Here is a 24,346-nt window from a genome sequence, read left to right on the forward strand (position 1 = left end):
GGGTGCCGCAAGACACCAGGGCCGTACGCGCGGCCGGTCAGGCCTCGTCGGCCGGCTTCTGCTCGGTGGGCTTGTCCTCCGTCGGCGTCAGCCCGAAGGTCTCCACCAGCCACTTGTCGAACTCGATAGACGCCCGCACCCAGCTGACCGTCGACGACACGAAGTGCTCCAGGCTGACCCCGGTACCGATCAGCATCTGGGCCTCGCCGATGAGCCGGACGGTCGTGGGGCCGTCCTCCTCCTCGTGCACGTGGCTGTAGACCTTGGGCCACAGCGTGCGGCGGTTCCAGTCGTCGATCGCGTCGAGGATCTTGGGCTTGTCCTCAAGGGCGTGCGGCCGGTCGTAGAAGGTCCGTACCGAGAAGACCTGCTGGTCGTCCTCGCCGCGGAACATGAAGTACGTACGGAAGTCCTCCCACGGCGCGGCGAGGTCACCCTCGTCGTCGACGACGTACTTCAGCTCCATCTGGTCGAGGAGCTGCTTGACCAGATCCTGGTCGGGGACGACAGGGCCCGCCGGTCCCGCAGCCTGCGGTTGGGGCTGGGCCCCGAAGTTCGGAATCGAGGACGGGTCGATGGTCATCGCTTGATTCTCCTGAGGAAGGCATGCCGTTGTCTGACAACGACCCTAGCCGCGATACCCGGGCCTGGGCCCCGCACCCCGTCGACAATCCGGCGGAAGGCAGGGCGGGCCCGCCACCGTTGCGGTGACGGGCCCGGGGGCCGGGGTCGGAGGCCGGTACCGGACCCAGCCGCACCGCCCTACGGCGACTTCTCCAAAGAAGGCGCCCCCGCAAGAGGCCCGTCCTCCGCCGTCCCCGCACGCGACCCCGGCTCCCGCTCCCGCGACGCCGGCCCCACGATCAGCCCGTCGCCCGCGCGGTCCACCCGTACCGTGTCGCCCTCCACGACCTCGCCCGCGAGGATCTCCTTCGCCAGCCGGTCGCCGATCGCGGTCTGGATCAGCCGGCGCAGCGGCCGCGCGCCGTACGCGGGGTCGTTGCCCTTGTCGGCGAGCCAGGCCAGGGCATCCGGCGTGATGTCGAGGGTGAGGCGGCGGTCCGCCAGCCGCTTGGCGAGCAGGCCGATCTGCAGATCGGCGATCCGGGCGAGCTCCTCCTTGGAGAGGGCGGAGAAGACCACGAGATCGTCCAGCCGGTTCAGGAACTCCGGCTTGAACGAGGCCCGTACGGCCTCCAGGACCTGCTGCTTCTTCGTCTCGGCCGAGGGGATCGGGTCGACCAGATACTGACTGCCGAGGTTCGACGTGAGGACCAGGATGGTGTTGCGGAAGTCCACCGTCCGCCCCTGGCCGTCGGTGAGCCGGCCGTCGTCCAGGACCTGGAGCAGGACGTCGAAGACCTCCGGGTGCGCCTTCTCGACCTCGTCCAGCAGGACCACGCTGTACGGCCTGCGGCGGACGGCCTCGGTGAGCTGGCCGCCCTCCTCGTAGCCGACGTAACCGGGAGGCGCCCCGACGAGCCGCGCGACCGAGTGCTTCTCGCCGTACTCGCTCATGTCGATACGGACCATGGCCCGCTCGTCGTCGAAGAGGAAGTCGGCCAGTGCCTTGGCCAGTTCGGTCTTGCCGACTCCGGTCGGTCCGAGGAAGAGGAACGAGCCCGTGGGCCGGTCCGGGTCCGCGATGCCCGCGCGGGTGCGCCGTACCGCGTCCGAGACCGCCTCGACCGCCTCTGTCTGACCGATCAGCCGGCGGCCGAGCTCCGCCTCCATACGGAGGAGCTTGCGCGTCTCGCCCTCCAGAAGCCGCCCGGCCGGGATCCCGGTCCACGACCCGACGACATCGGCGATCTCGTCCTCGCCGACCTCCTCCTTGACCATGGGGTCCTTGGCGGCCTCCTGCTCCGCCTCGGCGGCCTCCGCCAACTCCCGCTCCACGTCGGGGATCTCGGCGTACCGCAGCCTGGACGCGGTGGCGAGGTCCTGGTTCTCGACGTCGTTCTCCGCGCGGTCGGCCCGCATACGCAGATCGTCCAGCTTCTGCTTCAGCTCACCGACGCGGTTGAGGCCCTGCTTCTCCTTCTGCCAGCGCGCCTCCAGACCGCGCAGCTCCTCCTCACGGTCGGCGAGGTCACGGCGCAGCTTCTCCAGACGCTGCTTGGACGCGGCGTCCGACTCGTTCTTCAGCGCCAGCTCCTCCATACGGAGGCGGTCGACCGATCTGCGCAGTTCATCGATCTCGACGGGCGAGGAGTCGATCTCCATACGGCGGCGGGACGCGGCCTCGTCCACGAGGTCGATGGCCTTGTCGGGCAGGAAGCGGGAGGTGATGTAGCGGTCGGAGAGCGTGGCGGCGGCCACGAGCGCCGCGTCGGCGATCTGCACCTTGTGGTGCGCCTCGTACCGGCCCTTGAGGCCGCGCAGGATCGCGATCGTGTCCTCGACGTTCGGTTCGGCGATCAGCACCTGCTGGAAGCGCCGTTCCAGCGCGGCGTCCTTCTCGATGCGCTCGCGGTACTCGTCGAGGGTCGTCGCGCCGACCATGCGCAGCTCGCCGCGCGCCAGCATGGGCTTGAGCATGTTGCCCGCGTCCATGGCGGAGTCGCCGCCGGCGCCCGCGCCCACGACGGTGTGCAGCTCGTCGATGAAGGTGATGATCTGCCCGTCGCTCTCCTTGATCTCGGACAGGACGGTCTTCAGCCGCTCCTCGAACTCGCCGCGGTACTTGGCGCCCGCGACCATCGCGCCCAGGTCCAGGGAGACCAGCTTCTTGTTCTTCAGGGACTCCGGCACGTCGCCCTTGACGATGCGCTGCGCGAGCCCTTCCACGACGGCCGTCTTGCCGACGCCGGGCTCGCCGATCAGTACGGGATTGTTCTTCGTACGGCGCGACAGCACCTGCACCACGCGGCGGATCTCCTGGTCCCGGCCGATGACCGGGTCGAGCTTGCCCTCCCGCGCGGCGGCCGTGAAATCGGTGCCGAACTTCTCCAGGGCCTTGTACTGGCCCTCCGGGTCAGGTGTGGTCACCCGGCGTCCTCCCCTTGCCTTCTCGAACGCGGCCTGCAACCTCTTCGCGCCGGCACCCTGCCGCTCCAGCAGGTCTCCGGCCGTGCCGCCCTCGGCCGCGATCCCGATGAGCAGATGCTCGGTGGAGACGTACTCGTCGCCCAGCTTCTTCGCCCGCCTGGCGCCGTCGGTGACGACAGCGATCAGCCTGCTGTCGGGCGCGGGCGGGGCGACGGTGGAGCCCCGCACGCTGGGCCGCTCGGCCAGCAGCCGCTCCGCCCCGGACCGTACCTCGGCCTGGTCGGCGTCGACGGCGACGAGCAGGTCGGTGACGTTCTCGTTGTCCTGGCCCCCGAGCAGGGCCAAGAGCAGGTGCGCGGGTGTCAGTTCGGCATGGCCCGCCGACACCGCGCGCTCGGTGGCGGCGTTGAAGGCGTCCTTGCTCTTGTTCGTCAGCTCGGCGTCCACGTGCGGTCTCTCCTCCTCGGCGCAGGGTCCGTCCCCAAAGAACCTGACCCACCCAACGTACGCAAAGTTGAGTCTATTCCACTCAAGCCCAAAGGAGACGCGTCCCGCTCCACCGACCAACTACCGCCGACCCGCGCCCCCGAGGCCATTACGCGCCTATTCTTCCGGCATGGCCCAAGACGTACGCGATCCCGACGCCGACTATCTCGCCTTCTGGCGCGAGCGCCACCTGTGCACCCTGACCACGCTCCGGCCGGACGGCACACCGCACGTGGTGCCGGTGGGCGTGACGTACGAGCCGGAGACCCGGCTGGCACGTGTCATCACCGGCAAGAACTCCACCAAGGCCGCGAACATCCTCGCGGCGGGCCCGGACGGGGCACGGGTGGCGGTCTGTCAGGTCCAGGGACGGCGCTGGGCGACCCTTGAGGGCGTCGCGACGGTACGGACAGAGGCGGGCAGGGTCGCGGACGCGGTAGGCCGTTACGCGGCCCGCTACGAGCGCACACCGGCACCCAACCCGGACCGGATCGTCATCGAGATCGCCGTCGACCGCGCGCTCGGCAGAGGATGACCGGCCCCGCGCGGTACGGCGGCGACCGGCCCGCACGAGGGCAGCACAGCGGCGCCATCGCGTTTCAGGTCCACGATGGCGCCGCTGTGTGGGGGAAGCGCCCGAGCGATCTACTACGACGGGGGAATCGCTCAGGCACTGCGGGGGGTGGCGGAAATGGTCTGTGGTTCGACCAGCTGATGGTCACGCTGGTCAAGATTTACGAAAATCATGTCGTACCGAATCGCGCAGCGCACAGGCTGCGGCGCCCCCCGAGGCTTCCTCAGACACCGGTAGGCACGAACGTCCTCATCCTCCTCGCGGACGACGACCACGGGCTCACCGAACAGGGTGACCATCAACGAGTCACCACGGTGAGGGATCGCCGTGACGAGATCGATGAAGTGCCATCCCGACCGGTAGGCCGAAGCCATCTCTCGCCGAAAGACCCTGTCGTCCGGCGGGACAGTCATGCGCCCAAGTCCACCGGTGCGCTGTCCCAGGAGGGATCACTCGGCAGAGCCTTGACGGCGGACACAGACGCACTGTCCGCCGAGGGGGTGCCACCCGCGACGAGCGAGCCCGTCACGGCCACCGCAAAAGCAAGTACGCAAAACGCGCGAGCCATCCTCTTCATGGACGATCTCCACCCCATTCTGATCACTATCCTCCCCCCGCGACTAAGACGATGGACCACGCAGAACGCTTCCACCAGCGAGCACAGGCATCATGTTCCTGTAATTCAGGACCCTGAGGGGGTGTCAAATGCAGTCAAGTCAGGGAATTGACGGACATAGGCATGGGCCCGGCGAACTATGCGAAGCCGGCAAAAACCTCTACGCGGCAGCTCTACGTTCCGGCCGGCTGTCCCGGTCCGAGGTGGAGAGCGCGCCCTGCCTGCTCGCCCTCGCACTGCTGCGCCCGGACCCGGACGATGCCCAGTGGCTCCGGCCGGTATCCCCGTCGATCGCGCTCAACCAGCTCACGCATCCCCTTGAGCGGGAGATCCAGGAGCGACGCCAGCTCGCCATGTCGCTGGCGGAGACCTTCGAACCGTTCATGACGCTCACCGCCATGGACCCGTCAGCCACGCACGCGATCACCGTGCTCGAAGGGCTGAGCCTCATCAACTCCACCCTGGACCGGGTCACCGCGGAGTGCACCGAGGAACTGCTCACCGTCCAGCCCGGCAGCGGACGGAAACCGGGCTCCCAGGAGGAGGCCCTGCGCCGGGTCCGCCCGCTGATAGACAGCGGCGTGAAGATGCGGACCCTGTATCAGCACACGGCCAGGCACCATCCCGCCACACTCGCCTACGTGGAACGGGTCGCGCCGCACGGGGTGGAGGTGCGCACGCTTGAGGAGATCATCGAGCGTCTCATCATCGTCGACCGCAAAGTGGCCTTCGTACCGGCCCGCAGCGACCGCAGGATCGCCCTGGAACTCCGCCACGAGGGGCTCGTGCAGTATCTCGTGGGCGTCTTCGAGCAGTTCTGGCTCCACGGAACTCCCTGGGACGAGCAGTTGTCGTACGCGCCGGAGATCGACGGCATCACCAGCATCCAGCGCTCCATCGCCAAACTCCTCATCGACGGCCACGTGGACGAGGCCATCGCACGCCGACTCGGCATGAACGTCCGCACCTGCCGCGCGCACATCGCCAAGCTGAGCACCACACTCGGCAGCGGCAGCCGCGCCCAACTCGGCTACCTGATCGCCCAGTCGGGAATCCTGGACCAGGATCACTGACTGTTGGGCCCTGCTGAAAGTACGTGAGGGAGGCCCTGACCACGCCGGGAGGTGGCGCGGCCACGGCGCCTGGGTGCGCTCCGGGAGTTGACCACTCCCAGCCACCGACAACGATCCCCCAGTAGTTAGAATCCCACCACCGCCATATTCCTGCATTGCAGAAAAAGGGGGGTCCCGAAATGGCAGGAATCAGACCAAGACCCTCGCATCCTCACAGCAGTCGGGAACTGTGCGACACGGGTGTACGGCTGTACACGGAGGCCCTGCGCAACGGCGGGATCGATCGCGCCGAACTGACGGCAGCCCCTTGCCTGATGGACATGGCGCTGCTGCACCCCGACCCCATGGACGCCTCGTTGCTGCGCCCCGTACCTCCGTCGGCGGCCTTGGCGCATCTGCTGCTGCCCATCACCCGGGAGATCCACGAACGCGTACGGCTCACAACCGTCCTGGCCGACTCCCTGGCCCCCCTGACGGCGGTACCGAGCGGGGACCCCAACCTCTCCATCACCGTCCTCGAAGGAAAGCCGCTCATCGCCTCCGTCCTGACGAGGCAGCGGCCGCCGCGACGTCGGAAATCCTGACGGCCCAGCCCGGCGGCAACCGCACGAAGGCCTCACTGGAGCAGGGGCTCAGGAACTCTCTCGCGGCCATCGAGCGGGGCGCCCGGCTACGCCACATCTACCAGCACCCGGCGCGCTACAACCCACACCTCAAGGACTACATGACGTGCGTGCCGGCCGACCGGTTGGAGGTACGCACCGTCGAGCAGACGGTCGAGCGGCTGATCATCATCGACCGCGAACTGGCGCTCATCCCCGCCAACACCGCACGCACGACCGCACTGGAGATCCGGCACCCCGCCCTGGTGACCTACCTCGTCCGGGTCTACGAGGTCCTGTGGGCACACGGCACTCCGCTGACGGAGCACCTCACACCAACGTCGCCCCACACCCCGGTCACATCGGTCCAACAGAGCATCGCCCGCCTCCTCGTCGAAGGAACCACCGACGAGGTGGTGGCCCGCCGGATGGGCATCAGCGTCCGCACCTGCCGCTCCCACATAGCCAAACTGATGCAGGCCCTGGGCGCCTCCAGCCGCACCCACCTCGGCGCCCTGCTGATCCAGTCGGGCCTGGTCGACCCGTAGGGACCCGTTCAGTCCGACTCGCTGTTCCTGTCGGGGAAAGCAAGCTTGAGAAAAACGAGAAGCAGTGAGATCAACGTGCCAGGACCTGCGCAGAACACCACCGCTGGGCCCAACTGGGTGAATACCACGGCGTACAGCCATGCGGCAGCTCCGACCGCGACATGGCCGACGAGAAGGTGTGTCGCGAAACGCGTTTCCCTCATCGCGAGGAACGGCAACAGAGTCCACGCCATCGCCAGGGCCAGGTACACGAGCGGCACAAGGGCCATCACCGAGGACCTGTTCTGTTGACCTCGGCGACCTTGCGGCCGGCCTCACCGACGGGTCTCTTCCTCAAGACGGCTGTCCCTTCGCTCCGCGAAGACGCTGGCACAAAGCGGTTGGTGCCGAACGGCCGGACCGGTCGAGGAAGCCGGCGAAAGACGGAAGGCCCGGTGCCCGCTGGATCTCTCCAGGGGGCACCGGGCCCTCCTCCCCGTCAAGCTCCTGGACCTAGTCCGACGACAGCTTCGGCTTCGGCCGCCACACCACCAGCGCGCTCGTCTGCTGCACGTCCTGGTACGGCACCAGGTCCCGGCGGTACGACGCGTGGACCTGGGCCTCGCGTTGGCGCATCGCCGCCGCCGCGCCGTCCACCGCCGCGCCCAGTTCGGCGACGCGTGCCTGCAACGCCGCGACCTGGTTCTCCAGTTCGATGATGCGCTTGATTCCGGCCAGGTTGATGCCCTCGTCCTGCGACAACTGCTGCACCTGGCGGAGCAGTTCGATGTCGCGCGCCGAGTAGCGCCTGCCCCGGCCCGCCGTACGGTCCGGCGAGACAAGGCCCAGCCGGTCGTACTGGCGCAGGGTCTGCGGATGCAGACCCGACAGTTGGGCCGCCACCGAGATGACGTACACCGGCGATTCTTCGGTCAGTTCGAAGCTCGGATTGAACGATGAGCGCGGTCGACGCCGCCCGACCCCGTCCATTGGAGTCACGCTCCCTTCGCTGCCTGGAACAGCTCGTCCCGCGGGTTCTCCCCCGCGGTCGCCTTCCGGTAACTCTCCAGCGCGTCACGGGCCTCGGCGCCGAGTTCCTTGGGCACGACCACCTCGACGGTGACCAGGAGGTCGCCACGGGTGCCGTCCTTGCGTACGGCGCCCTTCCCCCGGGCGCGCATCGTACGGCCGTTGGGCGTGCCCGCGGGCAGTTTCAGGGTGACCGGCGGCCCGCCCAGCGTCGGGACCTTGACCTCGCCGCCGAGCGTCGCCTCCACGAAGGTGACCGGCACCGTGACGGTGAGGTTGTCGTCCTTGCGGCCGAAGACCGGGTGCGAGCCGACGTGGACCACCACGTACAAATCGCCCGCCGGACCGCCGCGCTCACCGGGAGCGCCCTTGCCGCGCAGCCGGATCCGCTGGCTGTCGCTGACGCCCGCCGGGATGCGGACCTGCATGGTCCGTGAGGACTTGGCACGGCCGCTGCCCTTGCAGACCTCACAGGGGTCCTGGGCGATCAGCCCGCGGCCCTTGCAGTCCACGCACGGATCGGTCAGCGAGAAGCCGCCGCCCGTGCCGCGCGACACCTGTCCGGTACCCACGCAGGTCGGGCAGACCCGCGGCGAGCCGTTCTTGTCGCCGGTGCCCGAACACGCCTTGCAGGGCGCCTGGCTGGACATCCGCAGCGGGACCGTGGCCCCGTCGACCGCCTCGGTGAAGCTGAGCGTCACCTCGGACTCGATGTCCTGGCCGCGGCGCGGCTGCGTACGCGCACCGGTGCCGGGACCGCCCCGGTTGAAGAGGCCGCCGAACACGTCCCCGAGCCCGCCGCCGAAGCCGCCCGCGCCGCCCTGGCCCTGAGGTCCTCCGCCGCCGCCCTGCGGGCCGCCTCCGAAGAGGTCGCCCAGGTCGAAGTTGAAGGACCCGCCGCCACCGGTCCCGGGGCCGGTCCGGAAGCCGCCGCCGTTGCCGAAGAGCGAGCGCGCCTCGTCGTACTCCTTGCGCCGCTTGGGGTCGCCGAGCACGTCGTTGGCCTCGGAGATCTCCTTGAAGCGCTCCTCGGCCTTGGCGTCACCCTTGTTGGCGTCCGGGTGGAACTCGCGGGCGAGTTTCCGGTACGCCTTCTTGATCTCGGCCTCGGTGGCGTCCTTGGGGACGCCGAGAACCTTGTAGTAGTCCTTCTCCACGAAGTCCTTGGTACTCATTCCCGACGTCCCTCCTCACTGCCCGTCATGCGTACTGCCCGTCCGTACCGCTGTCGCGCACGTCAGCCCTCGTCCGGGCCACCGCTCTCCTCGTCCGTGTCCGGCTCGTCGGCGGTCTTCGCCTTCTCCCCGGGCTGGGCCCCCGGCTGGGGCTCCGCCACGGCGACGCGGGCGGGCCTGATGGTCCGCTCGCCGAACCGGTACCCAGGCTGCAGGATCGCGACGCACGTGTCCTCGGTGACATCCGGCGCGTAGCTGTGCATCAGGGCTTCGTGGATCGTCGGGTCGAAGGGCTCGCCCTCCTTGCCGAACTGCTGGAGACCCATCTTCGCGGCCACCGTTTCGAGCGATTCCGCCACCGACTTGAACCCGCCCACCAGCTCGGCGTGTTCACGGGCGCGCCCGATGTCGTCGAGCACGGGCAGGAGCTCGGTCAGAAGGCTCGCGACGGCGATCTCCTTGACCGTGACCCGGTCCCGCTCGACCCGGCGGCGGTAGTTCTGGTACTCGGCCTGAAGCCGCTGGAGGTCTGCCGTGCGCTCACCGAGCGCCGTACGGACCTGGTCCAGCTGTGCGATCAGGGCGATCTGTGTGGCGTCCTGCTGTACGTCCCCGGCCGGGGACGCCGGGCCCGGCTCCTTGGCGGAGCCAGGCGCGGCGGCCTTCGGCGCGGCGTCTTCGGGGGTGGCGCCGGAAGGGACGTCGGGCTCCTCCTCGAAGCCCGGAGTCTCCTCCGTCACGCGGCACCGTCCTTCTTGGGCTTCTCGTCGTCGACGATCTCGGCGTCCACGACATCGTCAGCGCCGTCGGGGCCGCCGGCGGGACCGGCCTGCTCCGTGCCCTGGGCGTCGTTGCCGGCGCCCTCGGCCTGCGCGTTGGCATACATGGCCTGGCCGAGCTTCTGCGAGACGGCCGCGACCTTCTCCGTGGCCGTACGGATCTCGGCCGTGTCCTCACCCTTGAGCTTCTCCTTCAGCTCGCCGATGGAGGTCTCGACCTCTTCCTTCACGTCACCGGGGACCTTGTCCTCGTTGTCCTTGAGGAACTTCTCGGTCTGGTACACGAGCTGTTCGGCCTGGTTGCGGGTCTCGGCGGCCTCGCGACGGCGGTGGTCCTCGTCCGCGTACTGCTCGGCCTCTTCGCGCATCCGGTTGACCTCGTCCTTCGGCAGCGAGGAGCCACCGGTGACGGTCATCTTCTGTTCCTTGCCGGTGCCGAGGTCCTTCGCGGCCACGTGCATGATGCCGTTGGCGTCGATGTCGAAGGCGACCTCGATCTGCGGCACACCGCGCGGGGCCGGCGGCAGACCTGTCAGCTCGAACATCCCGAGCTTTTTGTTGTACGCCGCGATCTCGCGCTCGCCCTGGTAGACCTGGATCTGCACCGACGGCTGGTTGTCCTCGGCCGTCGTGAAGATCTCGGAACGCTTGGTCGGGATCGTCGTGTTGCGCTCGATCAGCTTGGTCATGATGCCGCCCTTGGTCTCGATACCCAGGGACAGCGGGGTGACGTCGAGCAGCAGGACGTCCTTGACCTCGCCCTTGAGGACACCGGCCTGGAGCGCGGCACCGATGGCCACGACCTCGTCGGGGTTGACGCCCTTGTTGGCGTCACGGCCGCCGGTGAGCTCCTTGACGATCTCGGCGACGGCGGGCATACGCGTGGAGCCGCCGACCAGGACCACGTGGTCGATCTCGGACAGCGCGATACCGGCGTCCTTGATGACGTTGTGGAACGGGGTCTTGCAGCGCTCCAGCAGATCGGCCGTCAGCTGCTGGAACTGCGAGCGCGTGAGCTTCTCGTCCAGGTGCAGCGGGCCCTCGGCGGACGCCGTGATGTACGGCAGGTTGATCGTGGTCTCGGTGGAGGACGACAGCTCGATCTTCGCCTTCTCCGCGGCCTCGCGGAGACGCTGGAGAGCCATCTTGTCCTTGGCCAGGTCCACGCCGTGACCGTTGGCGAACTGCTTCACCAGGTAGTCGACGACACGCTGGTCCCAGTCGTCACCACCGAGGTGGTTGTCACCGTTGGTGGCCTTCACCTCGACGACGCCGTCACCGATCTCCAGGAGCGACACGTCGAAGGTGCCGCCGCCGAGGTCGAAGACGAGGATCGTCTGGTCGTCCTTGTCGAGCCCGTACGCCAGCGCGGCGGCGGTCGGCTCGTTGACGATACGCAGGACGTTGAGGCCCGCGATCTCGCCGGCCTCCTTCGTGGCCTGGCGCTCGGAGTCGTTGAAGTACGCCGGGACGGTGATGACCGCGTCCACGACCTTCTCACCGAGGTAGGACTCCGCGTCGCGCTTCAGCTTCTGAAGGACGAACGCGGACATCTGCTGCGGGTTGAAGTCCTTGCCGTCGAGGTTGATCTTCCAGTCGGTGCCCATGTGGCGCTTGACCGACCGGATTGTCCTGTCGACGTTCGTGACTGCCTGGCGCTTGGCGACCTCTCCGACGAGCACCTCGCCGTTCTTGGCGAAGGCGACGACGGACGGCGTGGTCCTGGCGCCTTCGGCGTTGGTGATGACGGTGGGCTCGCCGCCTTCGAGAACGCTGACGACGGAGTTAGTCGTGCCCAGGTCGATGCCGACCGCACGTGCCATTTCGATTCCTCCAGCTGACTTGAGTGGAACAGGCTCAAGGATGCACGACCGATCCCTGGGCGTCAACAGAGCTGAGTCGAGGGGACTCAACTAACGTGCGGCCCGATTTCGGGGCACCGCCCGGGAACCATGCCGTGCGACAGCCCTTCCCGCAGGCCCGCGCGCCTTCGGAACTTCACTCCCCCGCTGGGCCAGGATCGTCCGGCACCCGCTTCGCAAAAGCCACGAGTCACGCACTGTCCACACAAACGGTCGGGGGTATCTCATGGTTCCGCGCCCGCTTCCCGGCCCGGCGACCCGCACCGGCGACCACCCGCGCCGGGCCGTCGGCCGCACCCTGCGCCGCGCCCTGAACCGCGTCGTCGACCGGACCCTCGGCGTCCTGGACCGGACCCTCGATCATGTCCTCGACCCCAAGCGCCTGCTGGACCTGACGCTCGGTTCACTACTGCTGGTTCTGTCCTCGCCCGTGCTGGCCGCCGTCGCCCTCACCCTCACGCTCTCCAGGCGGCACCCCGGCAGCGCCTTCACCCACGGGCCCCGGGTCGGCATGGACGGCCGGATCTTCACCGTCCGCTCCCTGGCCACCCGCCGCCACCGGCTCGACCTGCTGTCGCGCCTGCCCCATGTCGTACGCGGCGAGATGTCCCTCGTCGGCCCCGCGCCGCTCGCGCCCGGCGACCCCCGCGCGGCGGCGCCCTGGCGTCAGTCCGTACGGCCGGGCCTCACCGGCCTCGCGCAGGTGCGCCGGCGTTCCCCGCTTCCTTGGGATGAGCCCGCGCTGCTCGACCAGCACTACGTGGAGCATCACTGGATCGGCCTCGACCTGCTGATCCTCGCCCGTACGCCGGCCGCCGCCTCCGCCCCGTACGAGACGGACACGGCCACGCCGCGGATCCCGGCACAGGGTCACCTCAGCGACACAGATCACCGGCCGCGCGGCTACAGTGCGGCGGGATAACTGGGTACCCTCAGCACAAACCGATTAAGTTACCGCTTAGTAGAAGCCGTTACTTCTTAGTAGAAGCCACTGACGTGGTGCTGTTCTTCCCACCCTCGCAGGCCCGAGGAGCCCCCAATGCAACTCGCCGCGATCATCGTGTCGCTGGTGCTGACCGTGGTCGGCGTCGCGCTCATCTCCCGAGCCGTCGTCGAGATCTACCGGTTCGTGAAGCTCGGCTCGCCCGTACCGGCCGGCAGTCGCACCGACGACCCCAGGGCGCGCACGGTCACCCTGGCCAAGGAGTTCCTCGGCCATACGCGGATGAACCGCTGGGGCGTCGTGGGCTTCGCGCACTGGTTCGTCGCGATCGGCTTCCTGACGCTCGGGCTGACGATCGTCAACGCGTACGGCCAGCTCTTCCAGGCCGACTGGATCATCCCGTACATCGGCACCTTCCTTCCGTACGAGGTCTACATCGAGTTCATCGCACTCGCCACGACCGTCGGCATCCTCGTACTGATGGCGATCCGGCTGCTGAACCTGCCATCGCGGGCCGGCCGCAAGTCCCGCTTCACCGGCTCCAAGGCCTGGCAGGCGTACTTCGTCGAGTACGTGATCCTCGTCATCGGCCTCGCGATCCTCACCCTGCGCGGCCTCGAAGGCGCCCTGCACCACGTCGACAGCTACGACCCCGCGTACTGGGCCTCGTATCCGCTGGTCCTGGCCTTCAAGGGGCTCAGCCTCGGCACGCTCCAGAACCTCGTCTACCTGACCGCCATGATCAAGCTCGGCGTGACGATGATCTGGGCCATCACCATCGGCCTCAACACGAACATGGGCGTCGCCTGGCACCGCTTCCTGGCCTTCCCGAACATCTGGTTCAAGCGCGAGGCCGACGGCGGTACGGCGCTGGGCGCGCTGCGCCCGATGGTCTCCGGCGGCAAGGAGATCGACTTCGAGGACCCGGGCGAGGACGACGTCTTCGGTGTCTCGCAGGTCGAGCAGTTCTCCTGGAAGGGCATCCTCGACTTCTCCACGTGCACGGAGTGCGGTCGCTGCCAGTCGCAGTGCCCCGCCTGGAACACCGGCAAGCCGCTCTCGCCGAAGCTCCTGATCATGTCTCTGCGCGACCACGCGCACGCCAAGGCGCCATACCTGCTGGCCGGCGGCGGCAAGACGGCAGAGGGCGAGGAGAAGGCGTCCGCGGAGCAACTGGCCGGGGTGCCGGCGTCCGCCCTCGCGGAGGCCGAACGCCCGCTGGTCGGGACGCTCGCGGCCGTATCCGACAGCGGCTTCGCCGCGGGCGGTGTCATCGACCCGGACGTCCTCTGGTCCTGCACCACCTGCGGCGCGTGCGTCGAGCAGTGCCCGGTCGACATCGAGCACATCGACCACATCCTCGACATGCGCCGCTACCAGGTGATGATCGAGAGCTCGTTCCCCTCGGAGGCCGGGACGATGCTCAAGAACCTGGAGAAGAAGGGCAATCCGTGGGGGCTTCAGAAGAAGCAGCGCCTGGAGTGGACCAAGGAGATCGAGCGGGAGGCGGGCTTCGAGGTGCCGGTCGTCGGCCGGGACATCGAGGACCTCTCCGAGGTCGACTACCTGTACTGGGTCGGCTGCGCCGGCGCCCTTGAGGACCGCGCCAAGAAGACCACGAAGGCGTTCGCCGAACTGCTGCACATCGCCGGTGTGAAGTTCGCGATCATGGGCGGCGACGAGAAGTGCACGGGCGACTCGGCCCGCCGCCTGGGCAACGAGCCGCTGTTCCAGCAGCTCGGCCAGGAGAACGTGGCGATGCTGAACATGGCCTACGGCGAGGATGAGGACGACCCGGAGACCAGGAAGCCGAAGTCCTCGAAGAAGATCGTCGCGACCTGCCCGCACTGCTTCAACACGATCGCCAACGAGTACCCGCAGCTCGGCGGCGAGTACGAGGTCATCCACCACACCCAGCTGCTCCAGCACCTCGTCGACGAGGAGCGGCTGATCCCGGTGACCCCGGTCGAGGGCCTGATCACCTACCACGACCCCTGCTACCTGGGCCGGCACAACAAGGTCTACACACCGCCGCGCGAGATCATCGCGAAGGTGCCCGGCCTCCGTAACGAGGAGATGCACCGCCACAAGGAGCGCGGCTTCTGCTGCGGCGCGGGCGGTGCGCGGATGTGGATGGAGGAGCGGATCGGCAAGCGCGTCAACGACGAGCGTGTAGACGAGGCGCTTTCGCTGAACCCGGACATCGTGTCGACGGCGTGCCCGTTCTGCCTCGTGATGCTGACCGACTCGGTCAACGGCAAGAAGAACGACGGCAAGGCGAAGGAATCGCTCCAGGTCGTGGACGTGGCGCAGCTGCTGCTCGACTCGGTGCGGACGCCGGCGGACCCGGAGGACTCCGCGGAACCAGCGGTCGAACCGGAGCCGGAGCCGGCGACGTAACGCCCTCCTTACGGAGGACGCGAAGGCCGGACCTGCCTCGGGGGCGGGTCCGGCCTTTGCCGTCTCCTGAGCCGATCGGCCCGTGATCGCGATCGGTCCGTTTCCTTACCGCGACGCGCGAACTGGAGCATCATGTGGCAGCGAATGTCAGGTGACCGGACAGAAGTAGGTGGATGAGGTCGTGCGCATACGTACCGGCACGTCGACAGCGGTGACGGCCGGTGCCGGCCTCTGTACGGCGCTGGCCCTGCTGCTGACGGGTTGCAGCGGTTCCGGGTCGGATGACAAGCCGGGCGGCGGCAGCGAGGCCAAGAACGGCGACACCGCGCCCCTGTCCGGCGCCGCCTCCGTACCGAAGCGCCCCGTCCCGCGCGGCGACGGCAGCGACGTCCCGGCCGACTTCAACGGCGACGGCCACCGCGACCTCGTACTGAACGACCTGGTCAAGGCCCCCGACGCGGTCCAGGGCGACGACGCGGGCATCGGCATCGTGTACGGCTCCGGCTCACCGCGCGGTGTCGACCCCGCCGTACGCCAGACGCTCAGCCCCGCCGCCAACGGCGCGGCCACCGACGGCGTCCTCCCGGCCGCCTTCGACGCGGCGGCCACCTGCGACCTGGACGGGGACGGTTTCGCCGACCTGATCGTGAGCACGGACCCGCCGTACGACGGCCAGGGCCGCCCACCCGTCCCCCTCCAGCTGCTCTTCGGCGGCCCGGACGGCCTCACGGGCAAGGCCGTGGTCCTGAAGATCCCCGCGAAGGCGCGCTTCGGCAACGAGTGGCCCGACCACCCGGTGTGCGGCGACTTCAACGGCGACGACAAGCCGGACCTCGCGGTCTCCGCGAGCGCCGGCCAGGTCAGCTACCTGCGCGGCCCGTTCAGCCGCGCGGGCGCGCCCCGCGCCGCGGCGGAACCGATCCCAGGCGGCGGCCCGGTCCTCTACGCCCCGACGGGCAAGGCGGACACGGACGGCGACGGGTACGACGACCTGGTGCACGCCACCCGCACCCACGAGCCCGGCAAGGCCGCCAAGGGCGAGCTGATGCCGGGCGGCCCGCAGGGACCGGGCGGGAAGGGCGGCACGTACACCTTCAAGGCCGTCGGACTCCCGCCCGCGCCCAACCTGCCCGGTGCGGGCGGAAAGACCACGACGGACCTCCTGGAGTCCGCGGACTTCACCGGCGACAAACGGCCCGACGTACTGACCCGTACGCACCAGGGCGAGGAGAAGGATCTGATCGCGCTCTACCCGTCGGGGAAGGACGGAAAGGCGCCCGGGCGCCCGGTGATCAGCTTCAGTACGTCGATCTTCCTCAAGTGAGGGGATCCAGCCCCCACTCGCCCGGTGCGGCGGGCCCCCCAGGGTTCCCTTAAGGGATGTCACAGCTCGGCCGCAAAGGCTGGCCTGTTCCAGCTCCTCCAGCCCCGCGCCCGCCCGAAACGGGTACGTTCGGTGACGTGGCTGGATTCAGGATCGGACGCGGCCGGGACAACCGCACACGTCAGCAAGACCCGCAGCAGCAGCCGTACGGACGGCAGGCGGCGCCCCCTCCGCAGTACGGAGGCGGGCAGCCGGCACCCCCGTACGGTCGGCAGCCGCGCCCTCCGCAGCAGCAGTGGCCCCCGGCGGCGGGCGCCGGACACCCCGGCCCCTCGCAGGGCGGCTACGGCTACCCCGGACCGGGCGGACACGGCGGCGGGCCCGGGGGACACGGTGAGCCCGAGTACTTCGGCGACCCGTACAACCAGCAGCACGCCGGTGGCGGCGCGCACGACCCGTACGCCAACAACCCCGGCCACACGCAGCAGTTCAGCGTGGACGAGCACGGTTACGGCGACGGCGCGACGTACCACGCGGGCTCCGCACCGGCCCCGGCCGGCCCGCGCCTGCACTGGAAGCAGCTGCTGACCGGCATCGTGCTGCGCCCCAACGGGACGTTCTGGCAGATGCGCGACTACGCGGTCTGGGGCCCGGCGCTGGTCGTCACGTTCCTCTACGGCCTGCTCGCCATCTTCGGCTTCGACGGCGCCCGCGAGGAGGCGATAAACGCCACCCTCTCGACGGCCGTCCCGTACGTCCTGACGACGGCCGTCGCCTTCGTGATCGGCGGTCTGATCCTGGGCACGGTGACCCACACGCTGGCCCGTCAGCTCGGCGGCGACGGCGCCTGGCAGCCGACGGTCGGCCTCTCCATGCTGATCATGTCGATCACGGACGCACCGCGCCTGGTCTTCGCGCTCTTCCTGGGCGGCCAGAACTCCCTGGTGCAGATGCTCGGCTGGATCACCTGGGTCGCGGCGGGGGCGCTGTTCACGATGATGGTGAGCCGGTCGCACGACCTCCCGTGGCCGAAGGCGCTGGGTGCGTCGGCGATCCAGCTGATCGCGCTGCTGTCACTGATCAAGCTGGGCACGATCTGACGACTGGGCCCGCCACCGGGACGATGGCGGGCCCACCGTCGCTCAACTTCTCAAGCGTCGAGAACTTGCCCGCCACGGCGCACCACAGGGGCTTCCACGCTCCAGGGAAAGTTGATCCACTCGTCGGTGCGCTTCCAGACGTACTCGCATTTCACCAGCGAGTGCGTCTTCTCGTATATGACGGCGCTGCGGACCTCGGCGACGTGATCGAGACAGAATTCATGGACGAGTTTGAGCGTGCGCCCGGTGTCCGCGACGTCGTCGGCGATGAGGATCTTCTTGTTGGAGAAGTCGACGACATTCGGCACGGGTGCCAACATGACCGGCATTTCGAGAGTCGTACCAACGCCGGTGTAGAACTCCACATTGACCAGATGGATGTTTTTGCAGTCGAGCGCGTACGCGAGCCCGCCGGCGACGAAGACCCCGCCGCGGGCGATGCTCAGGATGACATCGGGCTCGTACCCGTCGTCGGCGACGGCCTGCGCCAACTCCCGTACGGCGAGCCCGAACCGCTCGTACGTGAGGTTCTCCCGTATGTCGTCCACGCCCTTACACCTGCGTCCGGTGGAAATTCAGGAACGAGCGGGAGGCGGTGGGCCCGCGCTGCCCCTGATAACGCGACCCGTAACGATCGGAGCCGTACGGAAACTCCGCCGGCGAACTGAGCCGGAACAGACACAGCTGCCCGATCTTCATGCCGGGCCAGAGCTTGATGGGCAGCGTCGCGAGATTCGACAGCTCCAGGGTCACGTGCCCGGAGAAGCCGGGGTCGATGAACCCGGCGGTGGAGTGCGTGACGAGCCCCAGCCGCCCGAGACTCGACTTCCCCTCCAGCCGGGAGGCGATGTCGTCGGGCAGCGAGATGACCTCGTACGACGAGGCGAGCACGAACTCCCCGGGATGCAGGATGAACGCCTCGTCCCCGGCCGGCTCGACCTTGCGGGTCAGATCGGTCTGCTCGACGGCGGGGTCGATGTGCGGATAACGGTGGTTCTCGAACACACGGAAGAACCGGTCGAGCCGTACGTCGATACTCGACGGCTGCACCATCGATTCGTCGTAAGGGTCGATACGTACGCGCCCGGAGTCGATCTCGGCCCGGATGTCCTTGTCAGAGAGAAGCACGCCCCGAGGATACGCAGAACGCGCGGACCCGCCCCACTCGGGCAACCCCGCGCGCCCCTGCCGACCACCTACGTCAGCGCCGCCCGACCTCCACGGGCACGGCATGCCGCAACCGAGCACAACGCGGACACCGAATCAACCGCCCGGGGCCGAGCCGCCCGGCGTCAAGCTGCTGCATCGGGAACGACGTAGTACTGAACACATGCCCTTCGGCACAGCGGACGACGGTGCGATCCATCAAGTCCATCAGGTCCCTTCCCCAAGAACGCGGACGAACCCACACATTAGGGGATCAGCAAGACACCCACCGAAGCGGCACTCCGATGACGGAGGCTACCCCCAACTCCCGGGACGGAGGGCCACATCGAGCGACCGGAGTCGGCAATGGGGTAGAGTGTCCACGGAAGCGCCACTGATCATGGCGATTCGCGCGGGTGTAGTTTAATGGTAGAACATGAGCTTCCCAAGCTCAGAGCGCGAGTTCGATTCTCGTCACCCGCTCCACGACGAAGGCCCAAGTCAGCGACTTGGGCCTCCTTTGTTGTCTAGACCATTCCTTGTCCCGTCAGCCCTCCACCAGCCCTTTCTGCTGGCAGAGGCGCGGTTTCGGCGACGTCTCGCGCGATGCGCGAGCCTTTCCGCGCCGGACTTCTCGAATGGCGAGACGCATTTCCTGTGAACTGGGTCACAGGAGCGTTAGGAGTTGCGGCATTGCGAAGGCAATGCCGCTTCCTGCGAACTCCGCCCGGGGGCATGGAGCGGAGACAGGACCGCTGTTGCTGGCTAAGCGGTCCCGCCTCCGCCACGCCGCCTCGGGCGAGGCCGCCACGACCTCAGCCGGAGTTCTTCCGCGTCTCCGCCTGAGCCCGCTCGGCGGCTTCGCCGCGCTGCTGCCGAACTTCGGCGTCTATGCTCTTCGCGAGCTTGCGCTGGTGCTTCTTCTTGGAGTGCTGGTAGATCAGCTGTGCCTTCGGGCTGGACTGGCCCGCCCGGACCATGAGGTCCTTGAGCTTCGCGCCCGAGTCCGCCGCCAGGGTGTTGCCGGTGTGGCGGAGATCGTAGAAGCGAAAGCTGTCCGGCAGACCGGCCGCGGCCCGCGCCTTGCGCCACTTGCGCCCGAAGGAAGACCGTCGCAGAGCGGCTCCGCGTTCTCCGACGATGAGCAGCCCGTCCGGTTCCTTCTCGGCGAACCACTGAAGGTGGCGACGCAGCTCGGGCACCACGAAGTCGGGCAGGTAGATCGCGCGCTTCCCTGCACGCGACTTCGGTGCTCCCACGACCTTCTGGCCGTTGGTCAGCTCCGGTGCGGCGCGCCTGATCCACACGACGCCTTCGTCGAGGTCGATATCACCGCACCGCAGCTCCGCGAGTTCCTCGGGGCGGAGGGACGCGAAAGCGCCCAGGAAGATCATGATGCGCTAGCGCGGTCCGATCGCCTCGGCCAGCACGTAGACCTGATGGATCTCGGCGACATCGCGCTCGTCCGCCTCCTCCTTCCCGGCACCCTTGATACGGCACGGGTTGCTCTTGAGGAGTTCGTCGTCGACCGCGGTCTGGAGCACCGCCTTCAACAGACGATAGGACTTGGCCACGGTCGTCTTGGCGCCGTTGGTCGCCTTGAGCCGCTCAGCTCGCCACACACGCACATCCGCCGGCTGGATGCCGTCCAGGTCCCACTCGCCGAACGCGGGCAGGATGTGGAGCCTGAGCAAGCGGGTGTACAGATCCTCGGTGGTCGCCGCGAGGCCGCGCTCCCGAACCCACTTGTTGGCGAAGTCCTCGAAGTTGACCGCTCCGGCGTCGGGGTCGGTCCAGTGCTTGCGCTCTATGTCCGCCTGGGTCAGCGTGAGCCAGGTCGTCGCCTCCGTCTTGGTCTCGAAGGTATGTGGCGCGTACCGCCGCACACCGTCCGGAGCCCAGTAGCGGGCCTGGAAGCGTCCCGACTGGGTCTTGCGCACGCTGCCGAACTCGCGCCGCCGCTGCGGCTTGCGCGGCATCAGGCGGCCCTGCCGTAGCTCGGCCGACCCCGTCGTGCGGGCTGAACGGTGTGGGCTTCGATGTACGCGGTGAGAGCGCTGTCGGCGATGCGGACGTGGCGTCCGACCTTGACGAAGACGATGCGGCGTTCCGCCACGAGGCGGCGGACGAAGCGCACGCCTGTGCCGAGTCGTTCAGCAGCCTCGTCCACGGTGAGGAGGCGGTCAGCCATGCAGCGTCACCTCCTTCGCGGCACTCGTGGTCCGAGCGGAGCCATGGGGTATCGCTGGCCGACGCAAGGCGGGGTCCTCTCTTCGCAGGCATATGGCACGGCAATGCCGACCTGCGTGGTCGATCGCTTGGGATGGGGGTTGTTGGCGGGCGCCCGCCCCTGCGGGGTGCGCCGGGGCGGCAGTTGAGCTACGCGTCGCTGCTGGGGCCGTTCTCACTGGCCGAGCCGCCTGGGGACACGGTGGTGTTGGTCATCGGGCTGCCCAAAGCGGCTCCTCGGTGGCCGAGTTGGCGCTGGCCGATGCCTTGTTGAGCGCGGGGGAATTCAACGGTGCTGCGACCCTGAATTCCTTCCGGGCATATTGCGAGCGGTCTGTTTTCCATGACCAAATGTGTACCTCGCGTTCGCCGGTTTGGTGAACCGGCGTTCTGCGGTATGTTGCGCTCCGCTTCACCGTGGAAGGGAGTTGAGCCGGACTCCTTAGGGCGCGGCCATGAGTGGTGGATTCGATCGCCGATGTACGGTCTGACGTGGGGTTATGTGTTGTAGCTCGGGTCACAACCGCTGCGCAAGATATCTTCGATGTGATGCTTCTGGCTTTGCCGATGCTCGGGCTTTTTTGTCGACCGGCGTTTCGGGTCTACCGTTATATGCAAGCCCCGCAGCAGGTGTTCGCCGACAGCTGTCCGCTTTCTCTGGCGAATGCTGGACTTGTGCGGGGTAGTTGTGGCTGTCTTGGATTCGCCCGCTGCGGCGACCCAACCAGCCCTAGCCGCCTGCCTCTTGACCCGCCGCAGCCTCATGCATGAACGAAGCCCCCGGCAAGGCCGGGGGCTTCAACCGCGACCTCTCAACCGCCATCCCTAGCGATCAACCTGCGGAAACCGGGATTGCCGTCCCATACGGCCCGCAAGCAGAGGAGCTGATGCCCAGTATGACCGAACCCCAGCCGAAGACCCCGTCTCACCGTGACGCGACGCCACCGTGGCCTCCGGTCGCCGTACCCGGCCAGCCCGTCAACTCCACCGTGCCTCCCACGGACGAGGACCGCGACGACGAGCCTCCAGCGACGCCGCTGCCCGAAGGGGCACAGGTACTGGCCGATCTGCAGGCGCAGATCACGCGGTACGTGATCCTGCCTTCGGCGGAGGCTCTCACGGCGGTGACGTTGTGGGTGGCGGCGTCGCATCTGCAGCCGGCGTGGCAGCACGCGCCGCGTCTGGCGGTGGTGGCTCCGGAGAAGCGGTGCGGTAAGTCGAGGCTGCTGGATGTTCTGACCGAGACGGTGCACAACTGCCTGATCACGGTCAACGCCAGTCCAGCCGCGATCTTCCGGTCGATCACCGACGACAATCCGCCCACGCTCCTGGTCGACGAGGCAGACACCCTCTTCGGCACCGCGAAGGCGGCTGAACGGAACGAGGATCTGCGGGGTCTGCTGAACGCCGGGCATCAGCGCAACCGGCCCACGCTGCGGGTCTCGGGGCCCGAGCACAAGCCGACCCCGTTCCCCACCTTCGCCATGGCGGCCCTCGCGGGGATCGGCGACCTGCCGGACACGATCATGGACCGGTCGGTCGTCATCCGGATGCGCCGCCGGGCACCGGGCGAGAAGGTCGCGGCCTTCCGCACCCACCGCGACACCCCCGCGCTGCACGCCCTGCGCGACCGCCTCTCCTCCTGGCTCCAGCCGCTGGGTGCGCTGGCGGCGGACCGGGAGCCGGTCATGCCGGTCGAGGACCGCGCGGCCGACACGTGGGAGCCGCTGGTGATCGTCGCCGACCTCGCCGGGGGTGACTGGCCCGCGCTCGTGCGTACCGCCTGCCGGATCATGAGCGACTACGAGGCGGGGCAGGACGAGGAAGGCGGGCTGCGCACGCGGCTGCTGGTCGGGATCCGCCGGGCCTTCGGCGCCGAGCGCGACCCAGGGGTGCTGGCCACCAAGCGCCTGCTGGAGGCACTGAACGCGGACAGGGAAGCGCCGTGGGCGGAGTACGGTGCCGGCGGTCTGACGCCGCGCGGCCTGCAACTGCTCCTGAAGCCCTACGGCATCAGCTCGGCCAACCGTCGCTTCCCCGACGGCACCCAGGCCAAAGGCTTCGCGCGCAACCAGTTCCTCGACGCCTGGGCCCGCTACTGCCCCGAACCGGCACCCGCGGTTCAGGTCACGGCGCAACGGCTGCCCGGCACCGCGCCCTGACCCGGAACGTCCCGTCGCACTCGTCCCCGCCCAGCTCAGCACGGGGACGAGTGAAGACCTCGCAACGAGTCGACTCGACATCACCATTCCACCCGTACCTGTCCTGACCAGGCACGCAACGAGTGGTACGAGTCCCACCCCCACGGCGGCCCTGCCCTCGCTGAGGCAGTGCCCGGATCCGTCTTGTGCCGTCCCGAGCGACTTCGCCGTGTCCCCCCGCCGCCAGGACGGACCACCGCTATCTGAGGAGAACCCGCTTGCTCCACCCCACCACCACCCGGCACCAGACCACCATCGCGACGAACCATGGCCAACGCATGATGAAGCACACGGCTGAGCGGTACGCGCTCGTGGCCGCTGGTGCCGTCATCGTGGCCCTGACCGCTGGGGCGTTCTGGCTGTCCTACACGCATCTTGCCGAGGTGTCCGGGAAGCACGGGCTGGGCGGTTCACCCGTCCGTCAATGGGCGTGGCCGGCGACGCTGGACGCGTTCATCGTCGCGGGCGAACTCCTCATGCTCCGCGCCGGTCTGCGCAGGGTCACCGACGGATGGGCCATCGCCGTAACCGCCACCGGATCGGCCGGCTCCATCGCCCTCAACGTCGCAGGCGTCAGCGGCACAGCAGGTGCTGGCACCGTGCCGCTGCTCGACTACGTGGTCGCCGCGGTCCCGCCCACCGCAGCCCTGCTCGCCTTCGGAGTCCTGATGCGGCAGATCCACCAACTCGTCGACCAACCCACAGCACCTCCGGACACCACTTCCGAACGGCACGTCGGCGTGCCGACCACGGCATCCGCGAAGCAGCCGGAACCACCGGTCCTGGCTACGGAGGCGAAGAGCGAGTCGCTCGGCGGCAGTCCTGAACTCACCGGAACATCCGGTTCTCCCACCCGTAGCGCGCCGGAAGTGCCCGACACGGTGCTGGATCAGGAGGCGCCTGCACCTCGGCGTACGGGGCGGCCCCCGAATGCCTCGCTCGACGAGCTGCTGGCCATCGCCCGCCCCGTGGTCGAACGGCTCGGTGGGATCGACCGCGACGAGATCACGGACGAGATCCGGAACGTGCAGGAACGCAAAGCCTCCAACGAGCGCCTGCTGAAGGTCATCAAGGTGCTTGAGAAGGAGCGGGACTCAGCGCGCTCCTCGGCCCAGCCATCCGGCTGACCTCCCCGCGCTACCCCACCCGCCGGAAGTCCGGAAGCGGTTCCGGACTTCCGGCCACCGGGTCGCCCCTGCCCCATTCGCACAACCCGCCCAGAGCCTCTGATCCAACGGCACCGCCGTTTCATAGCCCCTCAGCGGACCCCGCCGACGCATCACACCCCA

General features: G+C 68.5%; 19 protein-coding genes, 1 tRNA gene and 2 pseudogenes. 10 read left to right on the forward strand and 12 right to left on the reverse strand.

Features of this window, described 5'->3' with window-relative positions:
• Positions 1-37: 37 nt before the first annotated feature.
• Both OIE74_RS17130 and clpB read right to left on the reverse strand, forming a co-directional pair.
• Complete coding sequence (locus tag OIE74_RS17130) at positions 38-583, reverse strand: YbjN domain-containing protein (RefSeq protein ID WP_329384161.1); 546 nt, start codon at positions 581-583, stop codon at positions 38-40.
• 179 nt (positions 584-762) lie between these two features.
• On the reverse strand, positions 763-3,438 hold the full coding sequence (gene clpB, locus OIE74_RS17135) for an ATP-dependent chaperone ClpB (RefSeq protein WP_443076139.1): 2,676 nt from the start codon (positions 3,436-3,438) through the stop codon (positions 763-765).
• A gap of 169 nt (positions 3,439-3,607) precedes the next feature.
• Here clpB and OIE74_RS17140 point away from each other — a divergent pair, with 169 nt between their 5' ends.
• Positions 3,608-4,012 (forward strand): pyridoxamine 5'-phosphate oxidase family protein, encoded by a 405-nt coding sequence (locus OIE74_RS17140; protein WP_329384163.1) that lies wholly within the window; start codon positions 3,608-3,610, stop codon positions 4,010-4,012.
• A 131-nt stretch (positions 4,013-4,143) separates the two neighbouring features.
• On the opposite strand, the gene OIE74_RS17145 is transcribed toward OIE74_RS17140, so the two are convergent.
• The gene (locus OIE74_RS17145) at positions 4,144-4,464 is read right to left on the reverse strand and encodes a hypothetical protein (protein WP_023539836.1); all 321 of its coding nucleotides are present in this window, start codon (positions 4,462-4,464) and stop codon (positions 4,144-4,146) included.
• A 292-nt stretch (positions 4,465-4,756) separates the two neighbouring features.
• Between OIE74_RS17145 and OIE74_RS17150 the strand changes: the two genes are divergently transcribed.
• Together OIE74_RS17150 and OIE74_RS17155 are read left to right on the forward strand one after the other, a co-directional pair.
• A complete protein-coding gene (locus OIE74_RS17150; RefSeq protein ID WP_329384167.1) occupies positions 4,757-5,740 on the forward strand; it encodes a helix-turn-helix transcriptional regulator in 984 nt (327 codons plus the stop codon).
• 179 nt (positions 5,741-5,919) lie between these two features.
• Positions 5,920-6,890, forward strand: a pseudogene (locus tag OIE74_RS17155) (LuxR C-terminal-related transcriptional regulator).
• A gap of 8 nt (positions 6,891-6,898) precedes the next feature.
• On the opposite strand, the gene OIE74_RS17160 reads toward OIE74_RS17155, so the two are convergent.
• The 5 genes from OIE74_RS17160 to dnaK all read right to left on the reverse strand — a co-directional run bounded on the left by OIE74_RS17160 (position 6,899) and on the right by dnaK (position 11,675).
• Entirely contained in the window at positions 6,899-7,159 is a 261-nt protein-coding gene (locus OIE74_RS17160; protein WP_329384170.1) for a hypothetical protein, read from the reverse strand.
• A gap of 223 nt (positions 7,160-7,382) precedes the next feature.
• Positions 7,383-7,859 (reverse strand): heat shock protein transcriptional repressor HspR, encoded by a 477-nt coding sequence (locus tag OIE74_RS17165; RefSeq protein WP_329384173.1) that lies wholly within the window; start codon positions 7,857-7,859, stop codon positions 7,383-7,385.
• Positions 7,860-7,864: 5 nt separating this feature from the next.
• Entirely contained in the window at positions 7,865-9,073 is a 1,209-nt protein-coding gene (gene dnaJ / locus OIE74_RS17170; RefSeq protein ID WP_329384175.1) for a molecular chaperone DnaJ, read from the reverse strand.
• A gap of 62 nt (positions 9,074-9,135) precedes the next feature.
• Positions 9,136-9,813 carry a nucleotide exchange factor GrpE gene (grpE, locus tag OIE74_RS17175; protein WP_329384177.1) on the reverse strand — a complete coding sequence of 226 codons (678 nt, stop codon included), beginning with the start codon at positions 9,811-9,813 and terminating at the stop codon, positions 9,136-9,138.
• Complete coding sequence (gene dnaK, locus OIE74_RS17180) at positions 9,810-11,675, reverse strand: molecular chaperone DnaK (protein WP_329384180.1); 1,866 nt, start codon at positions 11,673-11,675, stop codon at positions 9,810-9,812. The genes grpE and dnaK overlap by 4 nt, the downstream gene beginning before the upstream one ends.
• Positions 11,676-11,940: 265 nt before the next feature.
• Between dnaK and OIE74_RS17185 the strand changes: the two genes are divergently transcribed.
• From OIE74_RS17185 to OIE74_RS17200, 4 genes are all read left to right on the forward strand, one after another.
• Complete coding sequence (locus OIE74_RS17185; RefSeq protein ID WP_329384183.1) at positions 11,941-12,636, forward strand: sugar transferase; 696 nt, start codon at positions 11,941-11,943, stop codon at positions 12,634-12,636.
• A gap of 117 nt (positions 12,637-12,753) precedes the next feature.
• On the forward strand, positions 12,754-15,057 hold the full coding sequence (locus tag OIE74_RS17190) for a (Fe-S)-binding protein (RefSeq protein ID WP_329384186.1): 2,304 nt from the start codon (positions 12,754-12,756) through the stop codon (positions 15,055-15,057).
• Positions 15,058-15,238: 181 nt separating this feature from the next.
• A complete protein-coding gene (locus OIE74_RS17195; protein WP_329384189.1) occupies positions 15,239-16,381 on the forward strand; it encodes an FG-GAP repeat domain-containing protein in 1,143 nt (380 codons plus the stop codon).
• A gap of 137 nt (positions 16,382-16,518) precedes the next feature.
• Positions 16,519-17,481 (forward strand): Yip1 family protein, encoded by a 963-nt coding sequence (locus tag OIE74_RS17200; RefSeq protein WP_329384191.1) that lies wholly within the window; start codon positions 16,519-16,521, stop codon positions 17,479-17,481.
• Positions 17,482-17,531: 50 nt separating this feature from the next.
• Here the strand turns inward: OIE74_RS17200 and OIE74_RS17205 are convergent, their stop codons facing one another.
• Positions 17,532-18,029 (reverse strand): phosphoribosyltransferase, encoded by a 498-nt coding sequence (locus tag OIE74_RS17205; RefSeq protein ID WP_329384194.1) that lies wholly within the window; start codon positions 18,027-18,029, stop codon positions 17,532-17,534.
• Positions 18,030-18,033: 4 nt separating this feature from the next.
• The gene (gene dcd, locus OIE74_RS17210; RefSeq protein ID WP_189111071.1) at positions 18,034-18,609 is read right to left on the reverse strand and encodes a dCTP deaminase; all 576 of its coding nucleotides are present in this window, start codon (positions 18,607-18,609) and stop codon (positions 18,034-18,036) included.
• Between the two features lie 430 nt (positions 18,610-19,039).
• On the opposite strand from dcd, the gene OIE74_RS17215 reads away from it, so the two are divergent.
• Positions 19,040-19,113: transfer RNA gene (locus OIE74_RS17215), tRNA-Gly, on the forward strand.
• 329 nt (positions 19,114-19,442) lie between these two features.
• Here OIE74_RS17215 and OIE74_RS17220 read toward each other — a convergent pair.
• Positions 19,443-20,606, reverse strand: a pseudogene (locus tag OIE74_RS17220) (tyrosine-type recombinase/integrase).
• Positions 20,606-20,818, reverse strand: a complete 213-nt coding sequence (locus tag OIE74_RS17225) for an excisionase family DNA-binding protein (RefSeq protein ID WP_078075978.1) — start codon at positions 20,816-20,818, stop codon at positions 20,606-20,608. The pseudogene OIE74_RS17220 and the gene OIE74_RS17225 overlap by 1 nt, the downstream one beginning before the upstream one ends.
• A gap of 934 nt (positions 20,819-21,752) precedes the next feature.
• On the opposite strand from OIE74_RS17225, the gene OIE74_RS17230 reads away from it, so the two are divergent.
• Together OIE74_RS17230 and OIE74_RS17235 are read left to right on the forward strand one after the other, a co-directional pair.
• Positions 21,753-23,018, forward strand: coding sequence for a DUF3631 domain-containing protein (locus tag OIE74_RS17230; protein WP_329384202.1), 1,266 nt, complete (start codon positions 21,753-21,755; stop codon positions 23,016-23,018).
• Positions 23,019-23,275: 257 nt separating this feature from the next.
• Positions 23,276-24,184, forward strand: a complete 909-nt coding sequence (locus tag OIE74_RS17235) for a DUF2637 domain-containing protein (RefSeq protein WP_443076143.1) — start codon at positions 23,276-23,278, stop codon at positions 24,182-24,184.
• Positions 24,185-24,346: the final 162 nt, after the last annotated feature.

Source organism: Streptomyces sp. NBC_01716 (genome assembly GCF_036248275.1).
In the GTDB taxonomy this organism is placed as follows: domain Bacteria; phylum Actinomycetota; class Actinomycetes; order Streptomycetales; family Streptomycetaceae; genus Streptomyces.